Annotated in this window: 23 protein-coding genes and 1 rRNA gene; 15 read left to right on the forward strand and 9 right to left on the reverse strand. The window is 51.8% G+C overall.

Translation table 11 applies throughout. The features are described from left to right. The 8 genes from JCR24_RS07500 to dnaA all read right to left on the reverse strand — a co-directional run. Window positions 1-80 (reverse strand): 16S ribosomal RNA (locus JCR24_RS07500); the annotation flags it as partial. 446 nt (window positions 81-526) lie between these two features. Further along, on the reverse strand, window positions 527-1,594 hold the full coding sequence (locus JCR24_RS07505) for an HD-GYP domain-containing protein (RefSeq protein ID WP_014194554.1): 1,068 nt from the start codon (window positions 1,592-1,594) through the stop codon (window positions 527-529). Window positions 1,595-1,741: 147 nt separating this feature from the next. Next, complete coding sequence (gyrA, locus tag JCR24_RS07510; RefSeq protein WP_011229522.1) at window positions 1,742-4,198, reverse strand: DNA gyrase subunit A; 2,457 nt, start codon at window positions 4,196-4,198, stop codon at window positions 1,742-1,744. 150 nt (window positions 4,199-4,348) lie between these two features. Then, on the reverse strand, window positions 4,349-6,271 hold the full coding sequence (gene gyrB / locus JCR24_RS07515; RefSeq protein ID WP_014194553.1) for a DNA topoisomerase (ATP-hydrolyzing) subunit B: 1,923 nt from the start codon (window positions 6,269-6,271) through the stop codon (window positions 4,349-4,351). 46 nt (window positions 6,272-6,317) lie between these two features. After that, window positions 6,318-7,436, reverse strand: coding sequence for a DNA replication/repair protein RecF (gene recF, locus JCR24_RS07520; RefSeq protein WP_012820419.1), 1,119 nt, complete (start codon window positions 7,434-7,436; stop codon window positions 6,318-6,320). 11 nt (window positions 7,437-7,447) lie between these two features. Continuing rightward, window positions 7,448-7,678 (reverse strand): S4 domain-containing protein YaaA, encoded by a 231-nt coding sequence (yaaA, locus tag JCR24_RS07525; protein ID WP_012820418.1) that lies wholly within the window; start codon window positions 7,676-7,678, stop codon window positions 7,448-7,450. 188 nt (window positions 7,679-7,866) lie between these two features. Then, complete coding sequence (gene dnaN, locus JCR24_RS07530) at window positions 7,867-9,003, reverse strand: DNA polymerase III subunit beta (protein WP_238980406.1); 1,137 nt, start codon at window positions 9,001-9,003, stop codon at window positions 7,867-7,869. 172 nt (window positions 9,004-9,175) lie between these two features. Next, window positions 9,176-10,528, reverse strand: a complete 1,353-nt coding sequence (gene dnaA / locus JCR24_RS07535; protein ID WP_025949250.1) for a chromosomal replication initiator protein DnaA — start codon at window positions 10,526-10,528, stop codon at window positions 9,176-9,178. A gap of 478 nt (window positions 10,529-11,006) precedes the next feature. On the opposite strand from dnaA, the gene rpmH reads away from it, so the two are divergent. From rpmH to JCR24_RS07590, 11 genes are all read left to right on the forward strand, one after another. Continuing rightward, entirely contained in the window at window positions 11,007-11,141 is a 135-nt protein-coding gene (rpmH, locus tag JCR24_RS07540; protein ID WP_003253900.1) for a 50S ribosomal protein L34, read from the forward strand. Window positions 11,142-11,220: 79 nt separating this feature from the next. Next, window positions 11,221-11,586 (forward strand): ribonuclease P protein component, encoded by a 366-nt coding sequence (gene rnpA, locus JCR24_RS07545; RefSeq protein WP_011232960.1) that lies wholly within the window; start codon window positions 11,221-11,223, stop codon window positions 11,584-11,586. Window positions 11,587-11,658: 72 nt separating this feature from the next. After that, window positions 11,659-12,423, forward strand: a complete 765-nt coding sequence (spoIIIJ, locus tag JCR24_RS07550) for a YidC family membrane integrase SpoIIIJ (RefSeq protein WP_011232959.1) — start codon at window positions 11,659-11,661, stop codon at window positions 12,421-12,423. Beyond that, complete coding sequence (gene jag, locus JCR24_RS07555; protein ID WP_011232958.1) at window positions 12,420-13,076, forward strand: RNA-binding cell elongation regulator Jag/EloR; 657 nt, start codon at window positions 12,420-12,422, stop codon at window positions 13,074-13,076. Before spoIIIJ ends, jag begins: the two co-directional genes overlap by 4 nt. Before the next feature lie 344 nt (window positions 13,077-13,420). Next, the gene (gene mnmE / locus JCR24_RS07560) at window positions 13,421-14,809 is read left to right on the forward strand and encodes a tRNA uridine-5-carboxymethylaminomethyl(34) synthesis GTPase MnmE (RefSeq protein WP_011232957.1); all 1,389 of its coding nucleotides are present in this window, start codon (window positions 13,421-13,423) and stop codon (window positions 14,807-14,809) included. An 18-nt stretch (window positions 14,810-14,827) separates the two neighbouring features. Continuing rightward, complete coding sequence (mnmG, locus tag JCR24_RS07565; protein WP_011232956.1) at window positions 14,828-16,717, forward strand: tRNA uridine-5-carboxymethylaminomethyl(34) synthesis enzyme MnmG; 1,890 nt, start codon at window positions 14,828-14,830, stop codon at window positions 16,715-16,717. Between the two features lie 23 nt (window positions 16,718-16,740). After that, the gene (rsmG, locus tag JCR24_RS07570; protein WP_011232955.1) at window positions 16,741-17,457 is read left to right on the forward strand and encodes a 16S rRNA (guanine(527)-N(7))-methyltransferase RsmG; all 717 of its coding nucleotides are present in this window, start codon (window positions 16,741-16,743) and stop codon (window positions 17,455-17,457) included. A 159-nt stretch (window positions 17,458-17,616) separates the two neighbouring features. After that, on the forward strand, window positions 17,617-18,462 hold the full coding sequence (gene noc / locus JCR24_RS07575; protein ID WP_011232954.1) for a nucleoid occlusion protein: 846 nt from the start codon (window positions 17,617-17,619) through the stop codon (window positions 18,460-18,462). 125 nt (window positions 18,463-18,587) lie between these two features. Next, window positions 18,588-19,349: a ParA family protein gene (locus JCR24_RS07580; RefSeq protein ID WP_011232953.1), complete on the forward strand. Its 762-nt coding sequence runs from the start codon at window positions 18,588-18,590 to the stop codon at window positions 19,347-19,349. Continuing rightward, window positions 19,342-20,211 carry a ParB/RepB/Spo0J family partition protein gene (locus tag JCR24_RS07585; protein WP_011232952.1) on the forward strand — a complete coding sequence of 290 codons (870 nt, stop codon included), beginning with the start codon at window positions 19,342-19,344 and terminating at the stop codon, window positions 20,209-20,211. The genes JCR24_RS07580 and JCR24_RS07585 overlap by 8 nt, the downstream gene beginning before the upstream one ends. Before the next feature lie 54 nt (window positions 20,212-20,265). After that, complete coding sequence (locus tag JCR24_RS07590; protein WP_011232951.1) at window positions 20,266-20,967, forward strand: DUF554 domain-containing protein; 702 nt, start codon at window positions 20,266-20,268, stop codon at window positions 20,965-20,967. A gap of 72 nt (window positions 20,968-21,039) precedes the next feature. Here the strand turns inward: JCR24_RS07590 and yyaC are convergent, their stop codons facing one another. After that, window positions 21,040-21,663: a spore protease YyaC gene (gene yyaC, locus JCR24_RS07595; RefSeq protein WP_011232950.1), complete on the reverse strand. Its 624-nt coding sequence runs from the start codon at window positions 21,661-21,663 to the stop codon at window positions 21,040-21,042. Between the two features lie 186 nt (window positions 21,664-21,849). Between yyaC and JCR24_RS07600 the strand changes: the two genes are divergently transcribed. The 4 genes from JCR24_RS07600 to ychF all read left to right on the forward strand — a co-directional run bounded on the left by JCR24_RS07600 (window position 21,850) and on the right by ychF (window position 26,383). Beyond that, window positions 21,850-22,755, forward strand: coding sequence for a mechanosensitive ion channel family protein (locus tag JCR24_RS07600; RefSeq protein ID WP_011232949.1), 906 nt, complete (start codon window positions 21,850-21,852; stop codon window positions 22,753-22,755). A gap of 12 nt (window positions 22,756-22,767) precedes the next feature. After that, complete coding sequence (locus JCR24_RS07605) at window positions 22,768-22,965, forward strand: DUF951 domain-containing protein (RefSeq protein WP_011232948.1); 198 nt, start codon at window positions 22,768-22,770, stop codon at window positions 22,963-22,965. A gap of 56 nt (window positions 22,966-23,021) precedes the next feature. Then, window positions 23,022-25,043, forward strand: a complete 2,022-nt coding sequence (locus JCR24_RS07610; RefSeq protein WP_238980407.1) for a molybdopterin-dependent oxidoreductase — start codon at window positions 23,022-23,024, stop codon at window positions 25,041-25,043. Between the two features lie 239 nt (window positions 25,044-25,282). Continuing rightward, window positions 25,283-26,383, forward strand: a complete 1,101-nt coding sequence (gene ychF, locus JCR24_RS07615; RefSeq protein WP_011232946.1) for a redox-regulated ATPase YchF — start codon at window positions 25,283-25,285, stop codon at window positions 26,381-26,383. Window positions 26,384-26,390 lie beyond the last annotated feature (7 nt).

The following is a 26,390-nucleotide window of genomic DNA, read 5'->3' on the forward strand; positions in this document are numbered from 1 at the left end:
TCCGATTTGGTCCGCTCGACTTGCATGTATTAGGCACGCCGCCAGCGTTCGTCCTGAGCCAGGATCAAACTCTCCAAAGAAAGTTGATTGGCTTTTCGCATTGTCCAGCTTCGGCCGCTATCGGCTCGCGACGCTTCGTGTCCCGCTGCGGCGGGCTAAGCCCGCTCGCGGGCCTCTCAGCGCGTTTCGCCGATAGGCAAGCGGCCTCAGCTTTTCGCATTGTCCAGCTTCGGCCCGCCGCCTCTCGGGGTCAAATAACCTTCGCCTTCGGGATTGTAAATCCCTGCAGGCGAAGAACATTTGCCCATCGCGGCGACCCGCGAGCCTCAGCTTTTCTTATGACGCTTGCGTTTTGTTTAGTTTTCAAGGAGCTTTTTCGCTGTCCCTTAATGATGACAGCTATTAAATAATAACCCATGGACAACGAAAAGTCAACAACTTTTTTATTTCTTTACCGTCACAAGCAATGTTGATTGTATCATGTGGATGTTGTTTAGGCAATAGTATTTTTTGGAACTGACACTGATCAACCTTGCACCATTTCCTCGATATATATGTCCCGCTGAACGCTTAGTGACAGCAACTGTCCGGTTTCGATGATCTTGACGATCGGCCGGGCTGGCTCGTCCGAAGGAATAAACATAACTTCAGCCATTTCGCCGTTGGAGAGTTTGACGACGGCTCCTGTTTGTAGGCCGATGAGATTGTTCACCAGCGCGGCGACAGCTTCTGTACTCAGTTTGCCGAACTGCTCCCTTTGCATCGTTTCAATGGCCCGAAACGGCGACTGTTTGCGACGGTATAACCGTTCTGAAGTCATGGCATGGTAGACATCAGCGACGGCAACGATCTGGCTGTAAGGGTGAATTCTTTCTGCTTTTACTCCGAGCGGGTAGCCGCTGCCGTCATTTCGTTCATGATGTTGCAACACAGCAAGTTTTGCCCCATGGTTTAGCGCAGGGATTTTTTGCACCATGCGGTAGCTGAAGACAGGGTGCTGCTTTACTTCATTGAACTCGGCTTCAGTGAGCGCCGACGGATTTGTCAAAATTCTCTTACTTACTTTCGCCATGCCACAGTCTGCTAGCACACCGGCAAGGGCGATTTGGTGGCATTCCCCTTCGCTGTATCCAAGCTGCATGGCCAAAAAGCCCGCGAGCAGCCCGACGCTGACGGCATGATGGTGCAAATATTCGTCCTTTGTTGCGTAATGATGCAACATAAGCAACTCCCGTTTTTGGCCCGCCATTCGTTCAAAAAGCGAAATGATGACCCCTCTGATTTCGCCGATATCAACCGGCAAACCGGCTTGCCACGATTGAAACCATGTTTTGTATCGTTGGACCGCCTCTAAGTAGAAAGCCATCGGCTGTTTGGCAACCGCCGTTGATGCGGAATCGACGTTGGGAAATGGTTCACCGTTAGCAAGCAATGGTTCAACGTCCACTTCCTCAACGAGGAATTTTTCAAGTACGAGTAGCAACGGTTTCGTGATCACGGTGTTTTTCGGTATAATTGGACGTTTCGTCTTGCCGAGCACATCTTCAGCGAGCACGCATCCTTCGCGAAGCTGGGAGCGTTTCACACGGACCATCGATTAGTGCCCCCTTTGTCTTTTTTTTTCTCTGTATTTCTATCGTAACATGATTTTGGCCGCGATGGCAGGCTTTTGAAACAGAAAAACGACGCCCCGCGCCTATAGGCGAAGCGCCGTTTCCGTTAGGCTGAATGATCTTCTTCTTTATTCCTCGTCCCTTTCTTCCTCAGGCACTTTCGCCACCGTAGCGACGCACTCATGCCCATCTTCGCCAGAGAGGCGAATGAGCTTAACGCCTTGGGCGATTCTTCCCGTCCGAGAAATATCGCTGACGGCAATGCGAATGAGTACGCCGCCGGTCGTGATCACCATGACGTCTTCATTGCCGACGACGGTTGTCACCGCAACGACAGGACCGTTTTTATCCGTGACGTTGCACGTTTTCAATCCTTTGCCCCCGCGGCTTTGCACGCGGTATTCCGAGGCCGGAGTACGCTTGCCGAACCCTTTTTTCGTGACGACAAGCACATCATGATGGTCTTCTAAAATTTCCATGCCAACTACTTCATCCCCGTCATCAAGCGTGATCGCTTTGACTCCAGTCGCGCTGCGGCCCATCGCCCGCACGTCGGTTTCCGGAAAACGGATGAGCATGCCGTTTTTCGTACCGATGATCAAATGCTTTTTGCCATCCGTCAGCCGGACAGAAATCAGTTCATCCCCTTCGCGCAAATGGATGGCGATAAGCCCGTTGTTGCGAATATGGGCGAACGCTGAAAGCGGGGAACGTTTGGCAATTCCTTGCTTTGTCGCAAACACGAGGTAGCGTTCATCGCTAAACTCGCTTTCAATCGGAATCATGGCGTTGATCCACTCATCTTTATCGAGCTCAAGCAAGTTGATGATCGGCAGCCCTTTGGCTGTGCGGCCGAATTCCGGAATCTCGTAGCCTTTTGCCTGATATACTTTCCCTTTATTCGTGAAAAACAGCACGGTGTCATGAGTCGACGTAATGAGCAAATGTTCGACAAAATCGTCTTCCGCCGTATGCATGCCTTGCACGCCCCGTCCGCCGCGTTTTTGGCTCCGGTACGTCGATAAAGGCAAGCGCTTGATGTAGCCTTTATGAGTAAGCGTGATGACGACATGCTCTTGTGGAATTAAATCCTCGTCATCGAACTGCTCAACGGCTCCTGAAACGATTTCCGTGCGCCGCTCATCGTTGAACCGCTCCTTAATTTCGCTCAGTTCATCGCGAATGATTTGCAATACTTTCTCTTCGTCGGCCAATACGCCTCTCAGTTCTGCGATCAGACGGACAAGGTCTTGGTATTCTTGTTCGATTTTTTCCCGCTCAAGGCCGGTTAACCGTTGCAGGCGCATATCCAAAATCGCCTGCGCTTGCCGTTCACTGAGTGAGAACCGCGCCATCAGCCCTTCGCGTGCCGCCTCCGTTGTCTGTGAGCGGCGGATGAGGTCGATCACTTCATCCAAATGGTCAAGGGCGATGCGCAACCCTTCCAGAATGTGAGCACGCGCCTCGGCTTTTTTCAGCTCAAACGCCGTCCGCCGGCGGATGACGGTTTTTTGATGGTTTAAATAATGCTCCAAACACTCTTTTAAGTTCAGCACTTTCGGCTCGCCGTTTACCAAAGCAAGCATGTTGATGCCAAAACTCGTTTGCAATGCCGTATGTTTGTACAAATTGTTCAACACAACCTTCGCGTTGGCATCGCGCCGCACTTCGATAACGATGCGCATGCCGCTCCGATCCGACTCGTCGCGCAAGTCGGTGATGCCGTCAATTTTTTTGTCGCGCACAAGTTCGGCGATCCGCTCGATCAGTTTCGCCTTGTTTACTTGGTAAGGTAGCTCGGTCACAATGATCGTTTCCTTGCCGTTTGGCTGCTGCTCGATTTCGGCCTTGGCGCGCAATGTAATGGAGCCGCGACCCGTTTCGTACGCCTTGCGGATGCCGCTGCGGCCGATAATTTGTCCAGCGGTTGGAAAGTCAGGTCCTGGGATGTATTCCATCAAATCGGCAACCGTCATCTCCGGATTTTGGCTTAATGCCAACAAGGCATCAATCACTTCGCCAAGCTGGTGCGGCGGAATGTTCGTCGCCATTCCGACAGCGATGCCGGATGAACCGTTGACAAGCAAATTAGGAAACCGGGACGGCAGCACGACCGGTTCTTTTTCCGAACCGTCATAGTTGTCTTGATAGTCAATCGTGTCTTTGTTGATATCGCGCAAAAGCTCCATGGCGATTTTCGACATGCGCGCTTCCGTGTAGCGCATCGCTGCTGCCGCGTCGCCGTCAATCGATCCGAAGTTGCCATGTCCGTCGACAAGCATGTAGCGGTAGTTGAAATCTTGCGCCATGCGCACCATCGTGTCATACACGGCGGCATCCCCGTGCGGATGATATTTCCCGATCACTTCGCCGACGATGCGAGCCGACTTTTTATACGGTTTATCGGCAGTCATGCCGAGGTCGTGCATGGCATATAAAATGCGGCGATGCACCGGCTTCAGCCCGTCGCGCACGTCCGGCAGGGCGCGCGAAACGATGACGCTCATCGCATAGTCAAGAAACGAAGAACGCATTTCCTGGCTGATGTTCACTTCGCGGATGCGCGGTTGTTCGTGTTCTGCCATTCGTTCAAACCTCCCTTTGAAACCTCCTCCAGTCCGGACCGCCCGGCCAGGCGGACGCGGACGGACGGCGGGCGCCGCTTCGCTCGCGCGCCGGGTGTCCCCGTCGGCAAGGTGAAGCGAGGAGGGCGGCTGATTCCCTCTTTTTTTATCCTAAATGTCCAAGTTTTTCACATAACGGGCATTTTCTTCGATGAACTGGCGGCGCGGCTCAACTTTATCGCCCATTAAAATTTCAAACGTTTCATCTGCGTCAATGGCGTCTTGCAAGCTCACTTGCAGCAACGTTCTCGTTTCCGGATTCATCGTCGTTTCCCAAAGTTGCTCCGGATTCATTTCGCCCAGTCCTTTATAGCGTTGAATCGTCGGTTTTGGCTGGTCCGGCAGCTCGGCAAGGATTTTCTCAAGCTGGCGGTCGTTGTAAGCATAACGCACCTGTTTTCCCTGCTCGATTTTATACAGCGGCGGCTGAGCGATATAAATGTAGCCGTGTTCAATCAATTCCCGCATATAACGGTAAAAAAATGTTAAAAGAAGCGTGCGAATATGGGCCCCGTCAACATCGGCGTCGGTCATGATGATGACCTTATGGTAACGCGCCTTTGAGATGTCAAACTCTTCGCCAATGCCCGTGCCAAGGGCGGTAATAATCGCCCGCACCTCATTGTTCGACAAAATTTTGTCCAAGCGCGCTTTTTCCACGTTAAGGATTTTCCCGCGCAGCGGCAAAATCGCTTGGAAATGGCGGTCGCGCCCTTGTTTCGCGGAGCCGCCGGCCGAATCGCCCTCGACGACGTACAGCTCGCTGATCGACGGGTCTCTTGACGAACAGTCAGCCAGTTTGCCCGGCAAATTGGAAATTTCAAGCGCACTTTTGCGCCGCGTCAGTTCGCGCGCTTTTTTCGCCGCCAGCCGCGCCCGCGCCGCCATCATGCCTTTTTCGACGATTTTTCGGGCAATCGTCGGATTTTCAAGCAAAAACGTTTCAAATTGTTCGGAAAAGACAGCGTCGGTCACCGTGCGCGCATCGCTGTTGCCGAGCTTCGTTTTCGTTTGCCCTTCAAACTGCGGCGATGGATGCTTGATCGACACGATGGCCGTCAGCCCTTCGCGCACATCTTCGCCAGTCAAATTCGTGTCGTTTTCTTTAAAAATTTGCTGCTTGCGAGCGTAATCATTGATAATGCGCGTCAGCGCCATTTTAAAGCCAGATTCATGTGTGCCGCCTTCATGCGTATGAATGTTGTTGACAAACGAATAAATATTGCTCGTATAGCCGTCGTTGTACTGCAAGGCGATTTCTACGGCAATGCCGTCACGCTCGCCAGCGATATAAATTGGCTCTTCGTGCAGCACTTCTCGTGTTCGGTTCAAATGACGGACGTATGAACGAATGCCGCCTTCGTAAACATATTCGTTTTTTCGGCTGTCAACCCGTTCGTCCGTCAGCGTGATTTTTAAGCCGCGATTTAGAAAGGCGAGCTCACGCAACCGAGTGGCCAGCGTTTCATAGTCAAATTCGGTCGTCTCAGTGAAAATTTCCGGGTCCGGCTTAAAACGGGTCGTCGTTCCGGTCCGGTCTGTCTCGCCGATGACTTGCAAGTCGGTGCACGGTTCTCCGCGCTCGTACCGCTGGTAATGGATTTTTCCATCCCGATAGACGTAAACTTCGAGCCATTCCGATAAGGCGTTGACGACCGAAGCGCCAACGCCGTGCAAGCCGCCGGACACTTTATAGCCCCCTCCGCCAAATTTCCCACCGGCATGAAGGACGGTCATAATGACTTCGACGGCGGGACGCCCGGTCGCCTCGTGAATGTCAACCGGAATGCCACGCCCGTTGTCGGCGACGGTGATGCTGTTGTCTTTGCCGATCGTCACATCGATGTTTGTGCAATAGCCCGCCAACGCCTCGTCGATGCTGTTGTCGACGATTTCCCAAACGAGATGGTGCAGTCCTTTCGGCCCCGTCGAGCCGATGTACATCCCCGGGCGCTTGCGGACCGCTTCAAGGCCTTCAAGCACTTGGATTTGGCTTGCATCGTACGTCTGCTCAACCCGTTGTTCCATTGTCATGCCTGATCACCTACGCTTTCTTTGCAAACGTTCAACGGTCTCGCGGTCAAGAAGGAGCGGTTACCGAGCCAGAATGGACTCGATAAATGGCCGCTTCTTGAATGATATCGTGCTTAATGCCGTCAATGCTTGTTGTTGTGACAAAAGTTTGCACTTTTTTCCGGATGGCATCAAGGAGGTGGGTTTGCCGAAAGTCATCAAGTTCTGACAACACATCATCCAGCAATAAAATGGGGTAATCGCCTAACTCGGAAAAGATGAGCTCAAGTTCTGCCAGCTTGACCGCTAGCGCGGTTGTACGTTGTTGCCCCTGGGAACCGAAAGTTTGCACGTTTTTTCCATTCACGAAAAACGCGATGTCATCGCGATGCGGGCCGACCAACGTTGTTCCCCGCAGAACTTCCCGTTCCCTCATGGCGGCGAACGTTTCACTGTATGCTTCTACTATTCTCGACAATTCCGCCTTTTCTGATACGTCGACCGACGGTTCGTATCGGATGCAAAGCTGTTCGGCGCCGCGGCTGATTTCATAGTGGATTGGCATCGCCCATTGCTCAAGCAGCGACAAAAACTGGCGGCGCCGCAGCGTAATTTTGGCCGCCAGCAATACAAGCTGCTCAGTTAACACATCAAGAACCGCCTCATCGCTCCGCTCGCGCGCCTGCATCATTTTTAAGTAATGATTGCGTTGTTGCAGCAGCTTTTGGTATTGGCTCAAATCATGTATATACACAGGCGACACTTGCCCGATTTCCATATCGACAAATCGGCGCCGCACTTGCGGACTTCCCTTGACTAAATTCAAGTCTTCAGGAGCGAACATGACGACATTCAAATGGCCGACGTATTGGCTGAGCCGTTGCTGTTCAATATGGTTGCATCTTGCTTTTTTTCCTTTTTTTGAAATAAGCAACTCAAGCGTTAACGACCCGCTTCGTTTTTCCGCTCTTCCTTCTATTTTAGCATACTCTTCATTCCAACGGATAAGGTCTTTATCGTTGGACGTGCGGTGCGACTTCGCCATAGCCAAAACATAAATGGCCTCCATCATGTTCGTCTTTCCTTGGGCATTTTCTCCTAAGATGACGTTCACGCCCTCGCCGAAATTCAGCGTTTCATACTCATAATTCCGGTAATTCGTCAACGTTAAGTTGGTCAAAAACACCGAACCTTCACCTACTCCGCTTTTACGACGACGAACGTGCCAAACGGTTCAATGTCGATCCGGTCGCCGTCTCTCAGCTTTCGCCCGCGCCGGTTTTCCCGTTCTCCATTGACAAGCACGTGATGTTCCTGCAAAAACCATTTGGCCGCACCGCCAGTATCGATCAATCGCACAAGTTTCAAAAGCTGCCCCAGCGTAATCGTTTCCGTTGTAATCGTCACCCGTTGTTCCATCCGTGTCATCGCTCGCTTTCCTTCAAACTGCCTATTCTTTTATTTTACCGGAAAATCCGCCCACTCGCAAAGAAAGCCGATGAGAAGGATGGGCATAGATGTTGCCCGCCTTCTCATCGGACTTGAGAAAAAGCAGCGTTGTCGGGCGGCTTTTGCCCTTGAAGCTGAATGGTTTTCGCCAATAGGAGGGCGGTGGGTCAATATGTTCTCACCGGCAAAATGAGCTGAAGCATCGAATCGGTATAAAGCGGGCGCAACAGGAACGGCCGCATGGCCCCAGTGAAGCTGATTTGAATGTCTGTTCCATCAAGCGCCCGCAACGCGTCCATCATATATTTCGCGCTGAACGAAATGTTCAACTCTTCCCCTTCAAGAGACTCCGTTTGCAGCTGCTCCGTCACTTTCCCGATCTCCGGAGAAATCGAAGAAATTTCGAGCATTCCTCCAGGAAGCGTCGTCAGTTTCACAACGTTGTTCCTTCCTTCTCGAGCAAGCAAGGACGCTCGGTCGATTGCCTGCAGAAACTCTTTTGCATTGACGATCATGGTCGTTTTGCTTTCTGTTGGAATCAAGCGGGCCGTCTCCGGATAGTTGCCGTCAAGCAGCCGGGAAAAGAAGAGAAGGTGCTCGGCCTTAAATAGCACTTGATTGGCTGTCATGACGATGTCCACCGGGTGGTTGCCGTCATCCAAAATTTTGCTGAGCTCATTAAGACTTTTTCCAGGGATGACGACGTTGTATGATACTTCATTTTCCGACTCAATTTTCACTTTGCGCATGGCTAAGCGATGACTGTCGGTCGCTGTGCAGACAAGCTCGCCATGTTCAACTTTCCAGTTGACACCTGTCAAGATTGGGCGCGTTTCCGATGTAGAAACGGCGAACACCGTTTGCCGAATCACGGTTTTCAATAAATCAGCCGGGATTTGAAACACGTTTTCTTCTTCAATTTGCGGCAGGCGCGGATATTCGTCGGCGTTTAGCCCATTGAGGCGGAATTCTGAGTGCCCCGAGCGGATGATCGTCAAAAAGTTGTCTTCCGTTTCGATTTCCACCATTTGTTGCGGCAGTTTTTTCACGATTTCAGAGAAAAAGCGCGCCTGCAGTACGATGCTCCCCGGTCTTTTCACATCAACGAGCAACTTGCCTTCTTTTTCAAGCGGAATAAACGATTCAATTGAAATGTCGGAATCGCTTCCGGTCAGCGTTACTCCCGAGGCGGTTGCTGTTAGTTTGATTCCGGTCAAAATCGGAATCGTCGTTCTTGTCGATACGGCTTTCATCACGTCTTGGACGCTCTTGGCCAACGCTTCGCGGTCAATGGAAATGTTCACGTTGCTGTTCCTCCCTGTTTCTTTAGATCGTCGGAAATAAATTATGAAAATATAAAAACAAAAACCGTAGTACTAGTCGTATGGCTTGTTAGTATGTGGATAAACAAAAAAAGCGAAGCAAGCACAGCCTGTCCACATGTGGATAAGCTGTGCATAAAACCGAGACAGTTGTTCACAGTTGCTTCAGCTTTTCTTGAATCTCTTGTATATGCCTTTGCAGCTGCGTATCGGTTTGCAAAAGCTTTGATATTTTTTCATGGGCGTGGATGACGGTTGTATGATCGCGTCCCCCAAATTCATCGCCGATTTTCGGCAACGAACAGTCGGTCAGTTCGCGGGAGAGATACATGGCAATTTGCCGAGGGAACGCGACCGATTTTGTTCGCTTTTTCGCTTTAAAATCTTCCATCTTGATGTTGAAATGCTGTCCAACAACGCGCTGAATGTCTTGAATCGTGATTACCTTCGGCTTTGCGCTCGGGATGATGTCTTTCAATGCCTCTGCTGCCAAGTCAGCGGTGATCTCTTTGTTGATGAGCGACGAATAAGCGACGACGCGAATGAGAGCGCCCTCAAGCTCGCGGATGTTCGAGTCAATTTGATTGGCGATATAAAGCATTACCTCGTTTGGAATGTCAAACCCCTCCGCCTTCGCCTTTTTGCGGAGGATAGCGATCCGCGTCTCCAGATCAGGCGGCGTAATGTCGGTGATGAGCCCCCACTCAAAGCGCGAACGCAAGCGGTCTTCGAGTGTTGGGATTTCTTTCGGCGGTCGATCGCTTGAGATGACGATTTGCTTGCTCTCCTCGTGCAGCGTATTAAACGTATGGAAAAATTCTTCTTGCGTTTGTTCTTTTCCGGCCAAAAACTGAATATCATCGATCAGTAGGACGTCAACGTTCCGGTACTTGTTGCGAAAGTCGTCAGGGCGGTTGTCTCGGATGGCGTTAATAAACTCATTCGTAAACTTCTCTGAAGATAAATAGACCACTTTCGCCGATGGGTTATGTTCAATCACGTAATGGCCGATCGCGTGCATTAAGTGTGTTTTTCCAAGTCCGACGCCGCCATAGATAAACAAGGGGTTGTATGCTTTGGCCGGAGCCTCAGCGACCGCCAATGAAGCGGCATGGGCGAACCGGTTGCCGGAGCCGATGACAAACGTATCGAATGTGTATTTCGGATTTAACATGCTTTGTGGGAAATCGTTTGTCTCTTCATACGGTTTCCGTTGCTTTTTCTTAGATGACTGGAACTCTAGTTCTTCATCATCCTGATTTGGCGGAATGATAAACTTGACGGCCAATTCTTCGCCCGTGATGGTGTAGATCGTTTCCGCAATCAAATGAGAGTAGCGAGAATCAAGCCAATCTCTAGCAAACTCGTTCGGGGCTACGATGACGAGCGTGTCACCTCGTAAAGAGTGGGCTTTTGTTGACTTGAGCCAAGTTTCAAAGCTCGGCTTGCTGATTTTTCGTTCAATCTCCGCGAGCACGCGATCCCATAAGTCATGGATATTTTCCACCCGTTGCCCCTCCCTTAAGTCAGAGGATGATCGTTTGTTTAAAAAAATAAGTTTGTGGAAAAAGCGTATTAAGGAAATAAAGAAGCTTTTCGACAAAATCCACCATCTGTGGGTAATATTATTAACGCGTTGTGAAAAAACTATCCACAATCTATCCACAAAATGTGGATAGAATCATCTTATCCACATAATTATCCATAGTGAAAACACAATAATAATAGCAAATAAAGCGGCTTGTTGCAACGGGATTTTTTTGATTATCCACAAAATGGACAGGGTGTGAAAAAATCATTATCCACACCATTGAACATGTGAAAAAAATGTCGATAAATGTTGTGGATTGTTGATAGGGAGAAAAAATTTATCCACAGCGCTGATCAGAGTTGGAAAAACGAAGAGGCGGTTGACATTTGCTAAGATTGTTCAATATAATGAGAAAGACTGCCCGTAACTGTTATTCCCTAGGGAGGTGTCATAGATGAAACGGACGTATCAACCGAATAGACGGAAACGAAGCAAAGTGCACGGATTCCGCGCGCGCATGAGCACGAGAAACGGCAGAAAAGTGTTGGCGCGCCGCCGCCGCAAAGGAAGAAAAGTTTTGTCTGCATAATAGGCCACTGAAGTTTCAGTGGTCTTTTTTCTCAATATTTTGCCGCCGGGAAATTAGGCAAATGGAGTGTTTGGGGAGAATGAAAAAAAAGTATCGGATCAAGAAAAACGAAGAGTTCCAGGAAGTGTTTCAGAGGGGCGCTTCAACGGCCAACCGCCAGTTTGTCATCTACACGCTTGACCGCCCGGAGCAGCCTTATTTTCGCATCGGGCTGTCTGTCAGCAAAAAACTTGGCAAGGCTGTCGTCCGAAATCGAATCAAGCGCTACATCCGCCAATGCTTCCTCGAATTGAAAGAGGAGATTGCCCCTGGCAAAGACTATGTCGTTATCGCTAGGCAGCCGGTGGCGGAGATGAATTATGCGGAAGTAAAAAAAAGTTTAATCCATGTGCTCCGGAAATCCGGAGGGCTGAAAAAAGGAGGCCAACCGTCGCATTCGGCTTGAAAAAATGCTCCACGCGGCAAAAAAAATGGTAAAATACATACGTGAACTTGTATATGTGGGAGGAAAAAGAAGGTGAAAAGGCGAATCAGATTCATCATTTTGTTCGGTGCGTTAGCGGCTGTGCTGGCCGGATGCACGGAAATTCACAAACCGATCACCCCGGAAAGCAAGGGGTTTTGGAACGAGTATATCGTTTATCCGCTTTCTTGGCTGATCAAATATGTCGCCGGGCTGCTCGGCGGAAGCTTTGGGTTGTCCATCATTGTCGTCACCATTTTGATCCGCTTATTGATTTTGCCGCTGATGATTCAACAGACGCGCAACGCGAAGGCGATGCAAGCGCTTCAGCCGGAAATTGAAGCGCTCCGCAAAAAATACAGCTCAAAAGACGCGCAAACTCAACAAAAGCTGCAGCAAGAGATGATGCTCTTATTCCAAAAGCACGGCGTCAACCCAATGGCCGGCTGCTTCCCGATTTTGATCCAGATGCCGATTTTAATTGGATTTTACCATGCCATCATGCGGACGAGAGAAATTGCCCAACATAATTTTTTATGGTTTGACCTTGGCGAAAAAGACCCGTACTACATTTTGCCGGTCATTGCCGGCGTGACGACGTTCATCCAGCAGAAAATCATGATGGCCGGCTCCGCTCAGCAAAATCCACAAATGGCGATGATGCTTTGGATGATGCCGATTATGATCGTCATTTTCGCGATCAACTTCCCAGCTGCTTTGTCGCTTTACTGGGTCGTCGGAAATATTTTCTCCATTGTGCAAACGTATCTCATTAAAGGGCCGGAGATTGCCGCCCATTCAGGAGGAGCGAAAAAGTGAAAGAAGTGACCGCGACTGCCCGGACAGTCGAAGAGGCGGTGCAGTTGGCGCTCGCGCAGCTTGGCGTGCCTCGAGAGCGTGCGGTTATTGTTGTGCTCGATGAAGGGAAAAGAGGTTGGTTTGGCTTGTTTGGCGGCCGGCCGGCGGTTGTGAAAGCCGTGCTGAAAATCGACCCGGTTGAGGAGACGGTTCGCTTTTTGCAGCAAGTCATCGCGCAAATGGGGGCGGAAGGGGCAAGCATCGAAGCCGTCCGCCGCGGCAAGCAGGTGACGCTTCATGTGCACGGGGGGCCGGTCGGTCTATTGATCGGCAAGCACGGGCAAACGTTAAACGCTCTTCAGTTTTTGGCGCAGCTCGTCGCCAACCGCCATGCTGACGAATACGTGTCGATTGCCGTCGATGTCGAAAATTACCGCGAACGAAGGGAAAAGGCGCTGATCGAACTGGCGCACAAGCTGGCCGCCCGGGCGGTGAAGACGGGAAAAGAAGTAAGGTTGGAGCCGTTGCCGGCGCATGAACGGAAGATCATCCATGCAGCGCTGGCTGACAACAAGCACGTCTTGACCTATTCCGTTGGCGTTGATCCGCACCGTTCGATTGTCGTCGCTCCGAAAACAGGCAAAATGTCGCCGAAAAAAGAGGCGCCTCGCTAAACTGTAGAGAGGCGGCCTCTTTTTTTACGGTATTGGCGCCGCCTGGAAGATTGGCGATGGAAATGGGGAAACGCTCCAGCAAGAGCTTCTTCAAATGGGGAAACAGCGCAGCAACTGTCTTTTTTGCCTATCCGTCCAGATGATTGTGAAGCAATCACTAGTTTCCACCAACTTTTTTTTTGACGGCCGCCGCTTATATTTTTCAACAACCGCGTTGAGCGCGCCGTATTGTTATTCACATGTGGATAAGTTAAAATTGAACTAAGTGAATATGCACAAGGAAAAAAAGCGGCCAAAACGGGCTGTGGATATAGAGAAAGCGGAGCAAAGAGAGGTGAACAGCTTTGACGGAATTTGATACGATCGCCGCCATTTCGACGCCGATGGGCGAAGGGGCGATTGCCATCGTTCGGTTGAGCGGAGATCAAGCGGTTGAGATCGCTGACCGGCTTTTCCGCAGCCCGAGCGGAAAGCGGCTCAAAGACGTTCCATCACACACGATCCACTACGGGCATATCATCGATCCGAAAAGCGGACGGGTCGTTGAAGAAGTAATGGTATCAGTTATGCGCGCACCGAAGACGTTTACGCGCGAGGACGTGGTCGAGATCAACTGCCATGGCGGGTTTGTTTCCGTCAATCGGGTGCTGCAGCTCGTGCTGGCAAACGGGGCGCGGCTCGCCGAGCCGGGGGAGTTTACGAAGCGGGCGTTTTTAAATGGGCGCATCGATTTATCTCAAGCTGAGGCAGTCATCGACCTGATCCGCGCCAAAACCGACCGAGCGATGAACGTCGCCCTACAGCAAATGGAAGGGCGCCTGTCAAAATTGATTCGCGAGTTGCGGCAGACGATTTTGGAGACGCTGGCACATGTTGAAGTCAATATCGATTATCCGGAATACGATGATGTCGAAGAAATGACGCCGCGCCTTTTGCGGGAAAAGGCGGAATATGTGCGCGGGCAAATTGAAAAGCTGCTGTCGACCGCCGCGCAAGGAAAAATATTGCGCGAAGGGCTGGCAACGGTCATCATCGGGCGGCCGAACGTCGGCAAATCGTCGCTTTTGAATGCGCTCGCCCATGAAAATCGGGCGATCGTCACCGATATTCCGGGGACGACGCGCGACGTCATCGAGGAATATGTCAACGTCCGGGGCGTACCGCTTCGCTTGATCGATACGGCTGGCATCCGCGAAACCGAAGATGTCGTCGAACGGATCGGCGTCGAGCGCTCGCAGCAAATGTTGAAGCGGGCCGACTTAATTTTGCTCGTTTTGAATTATCATGAACCGCTGACGGAAGAGGACGAGCGGCTGTTTGCCATGATCGAGGGAATGGACGCCATCGTCATTGTGAATAAAACCGATTTGCCCCGGCGGATCGATATGGAGCGGGTCAAGGAGCTGGCGGCCGGCCGGCCGGTCGTGGGGACATCCCTGTTGCATGAACAAGGAATTGATGAACTGGAGAAGGCGATTGCTGACCTGTTTTTTGGGGGTGAGCTGGAAGCCGGCGATTTGACGTACGTTTCAAACTCTCGCCATATCGCCTTGCTCGAGCAGGCGAAAACAGCGATCGAGGATGCCTTGGCCGGCATTGACGCCGGCATGCCGGTTGATCTCGTCCAAATCGATTTGCGCCGGGCATGGGAGTTGCTTGGCGAAATCATTGGTGATACGGTCCATGAAAGCTTGATTGATCAGCTGTTTGCTCAGTTTTGTTTAGGAAAATAAGCGAGGAGGAAATGCCATATGGATTACCATGGAGGAACGTATGACGTCATTGTCGTTGGCGCTGGCCATGCCGGCTGCGAAGCGGCATTAGCTTCGGCGCGCATCGGGGCGAAGACGCTTGTCATTACGCTCAACCTCGATATGATCGCGTTCATGCCGTGCAACCCGTCGATCGGCGGCCCGGCGAAAGGAATCGTCGTGCGCGAAATCGACGCTCTCGGCGGGGAAATGGCAAAAAACATTGACAAAACATACATTCAAATGCGGATGCTAAACACCGGCAAAGGGCCAGCCGTCCGCGCGCTTCGGGCGCAAGCCGATAAAGTGCTGTACCAGCGGGAAATGAAAAAAACACTCGAAAATCAAGAGAATTTGACGCTTCTGCAAGGAAAAGTCGAGCGGCTGATCGTCGAAGACGGCGTTTGCAAAGGTGTCATCACTCACACGGGGGCGCATTATTACGCCAAGGCGGTCGTCATTACGACCGGGACGTTTTTGCGCGGGGAAATCATCATCGGAGACATTAAATATTCGAGCGGCCCGAACAACCAGCAACCGTCGATTAAGCTGTCCGAGCATTTAGAAGAGCTTGGGTTTGAGCTTGTTCGCTTCAAAACGGGCACGCCGCCGCGCGTCAACAGCCGGACGATCGACTACAGCAAAACGGAAATTCAGCCGGGAGACAAGGAGCCGCGCGCGTTTTCGTACGAGACGACAAAATACATCACTGATCAGCTGCCGTGCTGGCTGACGTACACGACGGAGGAAACACACCGCATCATCGATGAAAACTTGCACTTGTCGCCGATGTACTCCGGCATGATCAAAGGAACCGGGCCGCGCTATTGCCCATCGATCGAGGATAAAGTCGTCCGGTTCCACGATAAGCCGCGCCATCAAATTTTCCTCGAGCCGGAAGGGCGGGAAACAGAAGAAGTGTACGTGCAAGGGTTGTCAACAAGTTTGCCGGAACATATCCAGCGCAAGCTGCTCGAGACGATCCCGGGACTTGAGAAGGCGCAGCTCATGCGGGCTGGCTATGCGATCGAGTATGATGCCATCGTGCCGACGCAGCTATGGCCGACGCTCGAGACGAAGCTTGTGAAAAACTTGTATACCGCAGGGCAAATCAACGGCACGTCCGGCTATGAAGAAGCGGCAGGCCAAGGCATTATGGCCGGCATTAACGCCGCCCACCGTGCGCTCGGCCGCGAAGAAATCATTTTAAGCCGTTCTGATGCCTATATCGGCGTTTTAATCGACGACTTGGTGACGAAAGGGACGAATGAGCCGTACCGCCTGCTGACGTCGCGTGCCGAGTACCGGCTTTTGCTTCGCCATGACAACGCCGATTTGCGCCTGACCGAGCTCGGCTATCGGATCGGTCTCATTTCCGAAGAGCGGTATCAAAAATTTTTGGCGAAAAAAGAGGCGATCGAACGAGAGAAAAAGCGGCTGCAAACGGTGATCATCAAACCGACGCCAAAAGTGCAGGAAGTCATCCGTGAAGCGGGTGGAAGCGAGCTGAAAGACGGCATTCGCGCCGCCGATTTGCTCCGACGCCCGGAGATGACGTACGAGCACATCCGAAAACTGGCGCCGGCTGACGAGGAGATCGCTCCGGAAGTGGCTGAGCAAGTCGAAATTCAAATCAAGTACGAGGGCTACATCCAAAAATCGTTGCAAGAAGTCGAACGGCTCAAAAAAATGGAAAACAAAAAAATCCCGGAAGATATCGATTACGACGCCATCCAAGGGCTTGCAACCGAGGCGCGGCAAAAGCTCAAACAAGTGCGCCCGCTTTCGATCGCCCAGGCGTCGCGCATTTCCGGCGTCAATCCGGCCGATATTTCGATATTATTAGTGTATTTGGAACAAGGAAGAATCGCGCGCGTGTCGAATGAATAAACAATGAGGGAAAGGATTGGCTTATGGAGGCGACACAATTTCAAACCATGCTCGAAGAGAGGGGAATTCTCCTCTCTTCCCGGGCGCTTGCGCAGTTTGAGCGCTATTACGAACTGCTCGTTGAGTGGAACGAGAAAATGAATTTGACCGCTATTACGGACAAGCCCGGCGTCTATGTGAAGCACTTTTTCGACTCGGTGTCCCCGGCTTTTTACTACGACTTTTCAGCGCCGCTTGCGCTTTGCGACGTCGGATCCGGGGCGGGATTTCCGAGCCTTCCGCTCAAAATTTGTTTTCCGCATTTGCGCGTTTCCATCGTTGATTCGCTGCAAAAACGCATCCGTTTTTTAGAGCATCTGATCACCGAGCTCGGGCTTGCGGACGTGGCGCTTTACCACGAACGCGCTGAGACGTTCGCCCGTCAAAAGGGGATGCGCGAATCATTTGACGTCGTCACGGCCAGAGCGGTGGCGCGCATGCCAGTGCTTGTCGAACTTTGCCTTCCGCTCGTGAAAATGGGCGGGACATTCATTGCGATGAAAGCTGCTTCGGCGCTCGAGGAGCTGAAAGAGGGAAACAAGGCGATTTCTGTGCTTGGCGGAGAAGTGACGGCGACGGAAACGTTCACGTTGCCGTTTGACGAAGGCGAACGAACGATCATTTTCATCCAAAAAATGAGAAAAACGCCGAACCAATACCCGCGCAAACCGGGAACGCCGAACAAACAACCGATTCAGTAGCGTCTTTGCGGGCGGGGGAGGGCTTTGCCGGCTGAAAGAGAGAAACAAGCTGTTTCGCTCCCCGCCTTCGTCCCGCGCCAAAAAACCGACCGTAAGGCGGCGTATGCCGGGCGAGACAGAGACATTTTGGCCAAGTATGTCCAAAGGTGGTGTAGGGGGATGAAGCATCCATTTTCGCGCTTGTTCAGCTTTGGAGAAAAAGAACAGGAAGAAATGGAGGAAAAGCAAGAGCGGGAGGAAGTTCGCCACATTCCGGTCAAAAGCATTATTCCGAACCGCTTTCAGCCGCGCACGATGTTTGATGAAGAGAAGATCGACGAGTTGGCGCTGACGATCCGCACGCACGGCATCATCCAGCCGATCGTCGTCCGCGAATGCGGGAACGGACGGTTTGAAATCATCGCTGGCGAGCGGAGATGGAGAGCGGTGCAAAAGCTTGGCTGGACGGAAATCCCCGCGATCATCAAAAACTTAAATGACAAAGAAACCGCCTCCGTCGCCCTCATTGAAAACTTACAGCGCGAAGAGTTGACGCCGATTGAAGAGGCGATGGCGTACGCCAAATTGATCGAGCTCCATGATTTGACGCAAGAAGCGCTCGCTCAGCGGCTCGGCAAAGGACAGTCGACGATCGCCAATAAGCTGCGTCTGCTGAAACTCCCGCAAGAGGTGCAAGAGGCGCTCTTGCAACGGGCGATTACGGAACGTCATGCGCGCGCGTTGATTGCCTTGAAAGATAAAGAAAAACAGCTGAAACTGCTGCAAGAAATCATCGACAAACAGTTGAATGTCAAGCAGACGGAAGATCGGGTGTTAAAGCTGCTCGAGGCGGGGGAACGGAAGCCAAAACCGAAGCGAAAGGCGTTCAGCCGCGATATGCGCATCGCCGTCAACACGATCCGCCAGTCGCTTTCCATGGTCGAAAGCAGCGGGGTGTCCGTTCAATCGGAAGAAGAAGAATTCGATGACTACTATCAAATTACGATTCGAATCGCGAAAAAATAACGAAAGTCACCTTTTGCCTCATCAAGCACTGCTGATGGGGTTTTTTCTTTCAGAAAACAAAGTCATTTTCCTGTTTTCGTGCTAAAATAAAATGGATTGAGGAAGAGATAGAGGTAGGTGGCATCGTGGGAAAAGTCATTGCTATTGCAAACCAAAAAGGCGGAGTTGGAAAAACGACGACGGCGGTCAATTTATCGGCATGTTTGGCGCATCTTGGAAAAAAAGTGCTGCTTGTTGACGCCGATCCGCAAGGAAATGCGACGAGCGGCATCGGCATTGAGCGAGGCGATGTGGACGAATGCATTTACAATGTCATCATTGGCGACATGAAAGCAAAAGATGTCATTCGACCGACGGACATCGAAAATTTATACGTCATTCCAGCGACGATCCAGCTCGCCGGCGCAGAAATTGAGCTCGTCTCGGTCATTTCCCGCGAAATCCGGCTGAGAAACGCGATCGAGCCGCTGAAAGACAAATACGACTTCATTATTATCGATTGTCCTCCTTCGCTCGGCTTGCTGACGCTCAACGCGTTGACAGCGGCCAATTCTGTGCTCATCCCTGTCCAATGCGAATATTATGCGTTAGAAGGGCTCAGCCAGCTGCTTAACACGATCCGGCTTGTGCAGCGGCACTTAAACTATGATTTGCGCCTCGAAGGCGTTCTGTTGACGATGCTTGATGCAAGGACGAATCTAGGCTTGCAGGTCATTCAAGAAGTCAAAAAGTATTTCCGCGAAAAGGTGTACCAGACGATCATCCCGCGAAACGTGCGGCTGAGTGAGGCGCCAAGCCATGGCAAGCCGATCATTTTGTACGATGTGAAATCGCGGGGGGCGGAAGTGTATTTGGAACTGGCGAAGGAGGTGCTTGAACGTGGCTAAAGGTCTCGGCAAAGGCATCAGTGCGCTGTTTGACAACCTTTCTCTCAATGAACTTAATGGGAAAGAGGAAACGGTGCGGGAAGTAAGCATTCACGACCTTCATCCAAACCCGTACCAGCCGCGGAAAACGTTTCAGCCTGAGGCGATTGAGGAGTTGAAGCAATCGATTCTGCAGCACGGCATTTTGCAGCCGCTCATCGTCCGCCGTGTACCGAACGGATTTGAAATCGTCGTTGGTGAACGGCGCTATCGGGCGGCCAAAGAGGCGAATTTGCCGTCAGTGCCGGTCGTGGTGCGCGAGTTGACTGATGAGCAAATGATGGAGTTCGCCCTTCTTGAAAACTTGCAGCGCGAGGATTTGAACCCGATCGAGGAAGCGATGGCGTACAAAATGTTGATGGACAAGCTGCACTTAACCCAGGAGGAAGTCGCGAGCCGTGTTGGGAAGAGCCGTCCGCACATCGCTAATCATTTGCGTTTGTTGTCCCTCCCTTCAGATGTGCAAAAGCTGCTCATTGATGGCACACTTTCGATGGGACATGGCCGCGCGCTTTTAGGGCTGAAACAAAAAAGCAAAATGAAATCGATCGTGGAACGGACGATTCGCGAAGGGTTGAACGTCCGCCAGCTTGAAAAACTGATCCAACAAGCGAACGAAAATGTTTCACGTGAAACATCGAAGCGGAAACCGCCGGAAAAAAGCGTGTTTATTCGGGAAAGCGAATCGTTGCTGCGCGAAAAATTCGGGACGAACGTCACGATTAAACAAACGAGGAAAAGAGGAAAAATTGAAATTGAGTTTTTTTCTCCGGAAGATTTAGAGAGAATATTAGAACTGCTCGATGTGCGGTTCGACGAGTAAGTCGGCCCTTTGATCAAGGCCGGTTTATTTTTTTGCAAGAGAGGGTTGGACATCATGGTGTTGTTAGGAACGATTGTCAATGGAGTGAGCATTATCGCCGGGGCGTTGATTGGAAAATGGCTTCATCGCATCCCCGAGCGAGTGAAGGAAACGGTGATGGGGGGGATTGGGCTTGCGGTGGCGCTGCTTGGCATACAAATGGGAATGAAAAGCGAACAGTTTCTCGTTGTTATTTTCAGCCTTGTTTTCGGCGGCATTCTCGGGGAGTGGTGGAACTGGGAGGAAAAGCTGAACCGGCTCGGTCAATGGCTCGAGGTGAAAGTGAGCGGAAACGGGCAAGGAAGCATCGCTAAAGGGTTTGTCAGCGCAACGTTGTTGTTTGTCATCGGGGCGATGGCCATCGTCGGAGCGCTTGACAGCGGGTTGCGCGGCGACCATAGCGTCTTGTATACGAAATCGATTTTAGACGGCTTTGCCAGTGTCATTTTGACGACGACGCTCGGCATCGGCGTCATCTTCTCCGCCTTGCCGGTCGTTGTTTATGAGGGGAGCATCGCGCTGTTGGCGACGCAAATCGAACGGTTTGTGCCGAAGGAAGTGCTCGATTCGTTCATCGCCGAATCAACGGCGACCGGAGGCATTTTAATTATGGCCATTGGACTCAATATGCTCGGTTTGACGAACATTCGCGTGGCCAATTTGCTGCCGAGCATTCTCATTACGGCAGCCGCCGTTTTCATTCTTTCACTCGTTTAACGACCGGTTGTTTTGGCCGGACAGAAAAGAAATCCCCTCCTTGAACAGCTGACCAAGAGGGGGATTTGCTGCCTACCATAATGAATGCCGGTCTGTTGAGAGCGGAGGGGCAGCGAGCCGCTCTTTTCGGAGGATGAACCGCTCCGCTTCGTAAATGCCATTGGCGATCGTTTTCGCCATATTCATGACAAGATGGAGGCGCGTATTTTGCAGGACGAAAAACTCCATAAACCCGCTGACATTGACAACCCCAGTAATATGGGCGTCGCCGACGGGAAGGAGCTGTTTGTTGACCCCAGCCCCAGGGCGGACGGGTCCTTTGGCAATCGTGATGGCGCCGACGCTTTTCAGCCGCCCGAGGCAGGCATCGACCGCGATCATGAACGGATCGTTATGAATGAGTCGAATGGCTTCTACCTTTTCTTCCAAATTAACGGCATGGATTGGTTCTTCGAGTGTTCCGTACACGTGGAAGCGAGCCAACGGCTTCTCTTTGAGCATCGTGCCGACGAGCGGTCCAAGCGAATCGCCGGTCGAGCGGTCTGTGCCGATGCAAACGATAGCGACCGGCTGAGCGAGCGGGTCGGGAAGCAGTGAGGCGACCCGCCAAGCGATCGACGACACCGCCCCTTGCTCATCGTAAAACACGCGGTCCCTTTCCTCCTTGGATGAGTAAAATATCGATGGTATGCTCATTCGCTTCACTCCTACTTTCGTTTCAAAAGTATTAACAGTATACGGAAAATAAAAGAATGATATACATTTCATTGTTCGTTTTCTTGCCTTTTCTTCGCGATAACGGGATATCGGGCTACAAATCAGCGGCCGGTCTTGTTAAAATAAAAGCGCAGAACAAGAAAAAAGATTGAGGTGTCGCCAACGTTGAACACGATGGAAAAAACGATGAGCCGATTGTTCGCATTTTTGATAGATGAGAAATTGTGGCTCCAGATCGGAAAAGGGACGCTGAAGATTGTTCTTATCCTACTCATATGCGCCATTGCGGTGAAAGTGTTGAAAATTGCCGTTCATAACATGTTCAAAGTGCGACAGAAGGCGCCGATCCGCATTTCCGAACGGCGGGAGGCGACGCTCGTTCGGCTGCTCGACAACGTCATTACGTACGTACTATATTTTATTGCGCTCTTGATGATTTTAGATACGTTTGGTGTTCCCGTCAAAGCGCTGCTCGCCGGGGCTGGGGTCGTCGGGCTGGCCGTGGGTTTTGGCGCACAAAGCTTAGTGAAAGACATCATCACTGGATTTTTCATCATTTTTGAAGACCAGTTCGCGGTCGGCGATTATGTGCGCATTGGCAATTTTGAAGGGTATGTTGAAACGATTGGGCTTCGGGTGACGAAAATTAAAAGTTGGACCGGGGAAGTGCACATTTTGCCAAACGGCAGCATCACTCAAGTGACGAACTATTCACTGCACAACAGCCTCGCTGTCGTTGACGTCAGCATCGCCTATGAAGAAGACATTGAAGAGGCGGAGGAAGCCATCCGCGAGCTTCTTCCGCAGCTGCCGGCGAAGTATGAAGACATGGTCGCCCCGCCGGAATTGCTTGGCGTGCAAAATTTAGCCAGCTCGGAAGTCATATTGCGCATCACGTGCGAAACGAAGCCGATGCGCCATCTGGCGGTCGCTCGGGCGATCCGCAAGGAAGTAAAGCTGCTGTTGGACGAACGGGGAATCGAAATCCCATACCCACGGCTTGTGCTGCATCGCCGCGACGAACAAGAGCAGCCCGAGGCAAAGCCGCAACGGGAGCAATCGTTGTCATAGGGAGGTGGATCGATGGAAGAGAAACAGTTCGGCCTATACGATATCGTCGAAATGAAAAAGCCGCACCCATGTGGAACGAATCGTTGGAAAGTGATTCGCTTGGGCGCTGACATCCGCATTAAATGCGAAGGGTGCGCCCATAGCGTTTTGTTGCCGCGCAAAGAGTTTATCCGCAAAATGAAAAAAGTGCTCGTCAAGCATGAAGAATAAGCAAATGAATCATGGTGGCGAGGCCATGCTCTTTTGTTGCGAAGGGGAGGGAGAAAATGACGGAAACGACGCATGTAACATCATGTCCGCTCAACTGCTGGGACGTATGCGGGCTGAAGGTGACGGTGAACGAGGGAAAAGTCGTACGGGTTGACGGCGACGAACACCATCCCATCACGAAAGGGAACATTTGCGGACGCGGGCGGATGTTGAAAGAGCGGGTAAACGCCAAAGAACGCCTTCTCTATCCGTTGAAAAAAGTAAACGGGCAGTTCGTTCGCATTTCTTGGGAAGAGGCGCTTGATGACATCGCCGGGAAAATGCGGAAGTTGAAAGAACAATTTGGGCCGACAGCCGTGCTTCACAGCCATGATTACGCCAACAACGGGCTGCTGAAAAACCTGGACCGCCGTTTTTTTAATTGTTATGGTGGGGCAACAGAGCTTATCGGCAGCCTTTGCTGGGGCGCGGGCATTGAGGCGCAGACATGGGATTTTGGCAACGCCTACAGCCATGCGCCAGAAGATATCGACAACAGCCGCCACATCGTCATTTGGGGGCGAAACGTCGCCCGCACGAACATGCATTTATTCGAGCGGTTGCTTGCCGCGAAAAAACGCGGGGCGACCATTGTGGTCATTGATCCGCTGTTTGGCCCGACGGCGCGCATCGCCGATCAGTACGTATGCATCAAGCCGGGAATGGACGCTTTTTTGGCGATGGGCATTATGAAAGAGCTGCTTCGACTCGGGTTGGAGGACCGGGCCTTTATCAAGCAACACACAATTGGGTTTGATGATGTCAAACAACTATTGCAGACAATTTCGTTGGCGGAGATTGAGCGGCATACCGGTGTTAGCCGCGATCAAATGACGAAGCTGGCCCGGCTTTACGGGGACCGGCCGACCGCAACGTATCTTGGCCTTGGCATGCAACGCTATGCGAACGGCGGCAATACAATCCGATGGATCGATGCCCTTGTCGCCGCAAGCGGCAACGTTGGCATTCCGGGTGGAGGGGCGAATTTTGGCAACTTGCAGGTGGGCGAGTGTTTTGATAAAGCCGCATTGACGCTCCCAGAGCGGAAAACGGCATCGCGCACATGGACGATGATGAAGCAGGGAGAAGAGATATTGCGGGCGGATGATCCACCGATCGGCATGGTGATCGTCACGTGCGGCAACCCGCTCGCTCAAGTGCCGAACACGAACTTGATGAAAAAAGCGTTCGCTTCCATTGAAACGGTGGTTGTGTTTGAGCAGTTCATGACCGATACGGCTGCAATGGCTGATTATGTTTTGCCAGTAGCGGCTTCGTTTGAAGAGGAAGACGTCTATTGTTCATCGATGTACCATGCGTATTTGAACTACGGGCCGAAGCTTGTCGACCCGCCGGGTGAGGCGAAGCCGGACTTGTGGATTTGGACGGAGCTGGCAAAAAGGCTCGGGTTTGGGGATGATTTTGCCTATACGCGTGAGCAGTTTCTTGCAATGGCGCTCCGGCCGTTGGAGCATCACGGCATTACGCTGAAGCGATTGAAAACAGAACACCGCGTCCTTTTGCCTGTCGAACCGGTGCCATGGCGCGACCGCCGGTTTCAAACGCCAAGCGGAAAATACGAATTTACGTCAACCATCGCCAAGCAAAAAGGGATGGATGGCCGGCTGCAAATCATGTATCCGGCCGAATCGGAGGAGTCCAATCCGGCACTAGCCGCCAAATATCCGTATCGGCTGTTGACGATCCATCCGCTCCGTTCGAATCATTCGCAACATTATCCGCTCATCCCAGCGCTTCAGACAGTCCGCATTGAGGTAGCGGCTGATGTTGCTGCGGCAAAGGGTCTTGCCGATGGCGACCGGGCGCGTGTTTACAACGACCGTGGATCGCTCGTGGGAACGGTCAAGGTGCTTGATGGCGCCTACCCAGGCACGATCAACATTGACGAAGGACAATGGGGAGTGTTCGGCGGGCCGGTCAACGTCCTCACGTCCGATTTGGAGTCGGATAACGGCTGCGGCAGCGCGCTGTATGACTGTTTGGTCAATATTGAAAAAGTCACGTCGGAAGCAAAGTAAGCGGTTCACAGTTGCTTCGGATCAGTAGAAAAAAGATATGGTCGACGACAAAATGCGGTTTGAGGCTGTTGATCCGAAAAGATGATTTTGTCATTCAAGTGTTGGGAAAAGGGCGCAAACTTCCGCCTTTTTTGAAGCGGGTGGGAGAGGAAACATTCCCCGCTTGCGGCGCGCTTGTCATTTTCTTGGCCAGCCCATATAATGAGGAAAGATGTGAACGGGAAAGAGGAGTGGAACGAATGGGATTGACAGCAGGAATCGTCGGATTGCCGAACGTCGGCAAATCGACGCTGTTTAACGCCATTACAAAAGCAGGTGCTGAGTCAGCCAACTATCCGTTTTGCACAATTGAGCCGAACGTCGGTGTCGTCGAAGTGCCCGATGAGCGGCTCGATGTATTGACGGAAATGTTTCGGCCGAAGCGGACGGTGCCGACTGTTTTTGAATTTACCGATATCGCGGGCATCGTCAAAGGGGCGAGCAAAGGAGAGGGGCTTGGCAACAAGTTTTTGTCTCACATCCGCCAAGTCGATGCAATTTGCCAAGTCGTCCGCTGCTTCAGTGATGAAAACATCACCCACGTGGCGGGCAAAGTCGACCCGCTCGCCGATATCGAAACGATCAATTTGGAGCTCGTGTTGGCTGATTTAGAAACGATTGACAAACGAATCGAGCGGGTCGGCAAAATCGCCAAGCAAAAGGATAAAGAGGCGGCGTTTGAATACGACATTTTGCGGCGGTTGAAGGAGACGCTCGAAGACGGCAAGCCGGCGCGCACACTCGAGTTCACTGATGAAGAGATGAAAGTCGTCAAGCAGCTGCATTTGTTGACGATAAAGCCGATGCTTTACGTCGCCAATGTCGGCGAGGAAGATATCGCTGACCCTAGCGGCAATCCGTTTGTCAAGGACGTGCGCGAGTTTGCGAAGCGCGACAACGCTGAAGTCATTGTTGTCTGCGCCAAAATCGAAGAGGAAATCGCTGAGTTCAGCGATGAGGAAAAACGGCAATTTTTACAGGAGCTCGGCATCGAGCAGTCCGGCCTTGACCAGCTTATCCGCGCCGCTTACAGCTTGCTCGGATTGGCGACGTTTTTCACCGCCGGCGAGCAGGAGGTGCGGGCGTGGACGTTCCGCAAAGGGATGAAAGCGCCGCAATGCGCCGGCATCATCCATTCCGACTTTGAGCGAGGGTTTATTCGCGCGGAAACGGTGTCGTACGATGACCTTGTCGCGGCTGGATCGATGGCGGCGGCGCGCGAAGCCGGAAAAGTGCGCTTGGAGGGAAAAGACTACGAAGTGCAAGACGGCGACATTATGCATTTCCGGTTCAACGTGTAACCATCGG

Origin of the sequence: Geobacillus sp. YHL (assembly GCF_022341265.1) — a bacterium.
In the GTDB taxonomy this organism is placed as follows: domain Bacteria; phylum Bacillota; class Bacilli; order Bacillales; family Anoxybacillaceae; genus Geobacillus; species Geobacillus thermoleovorans.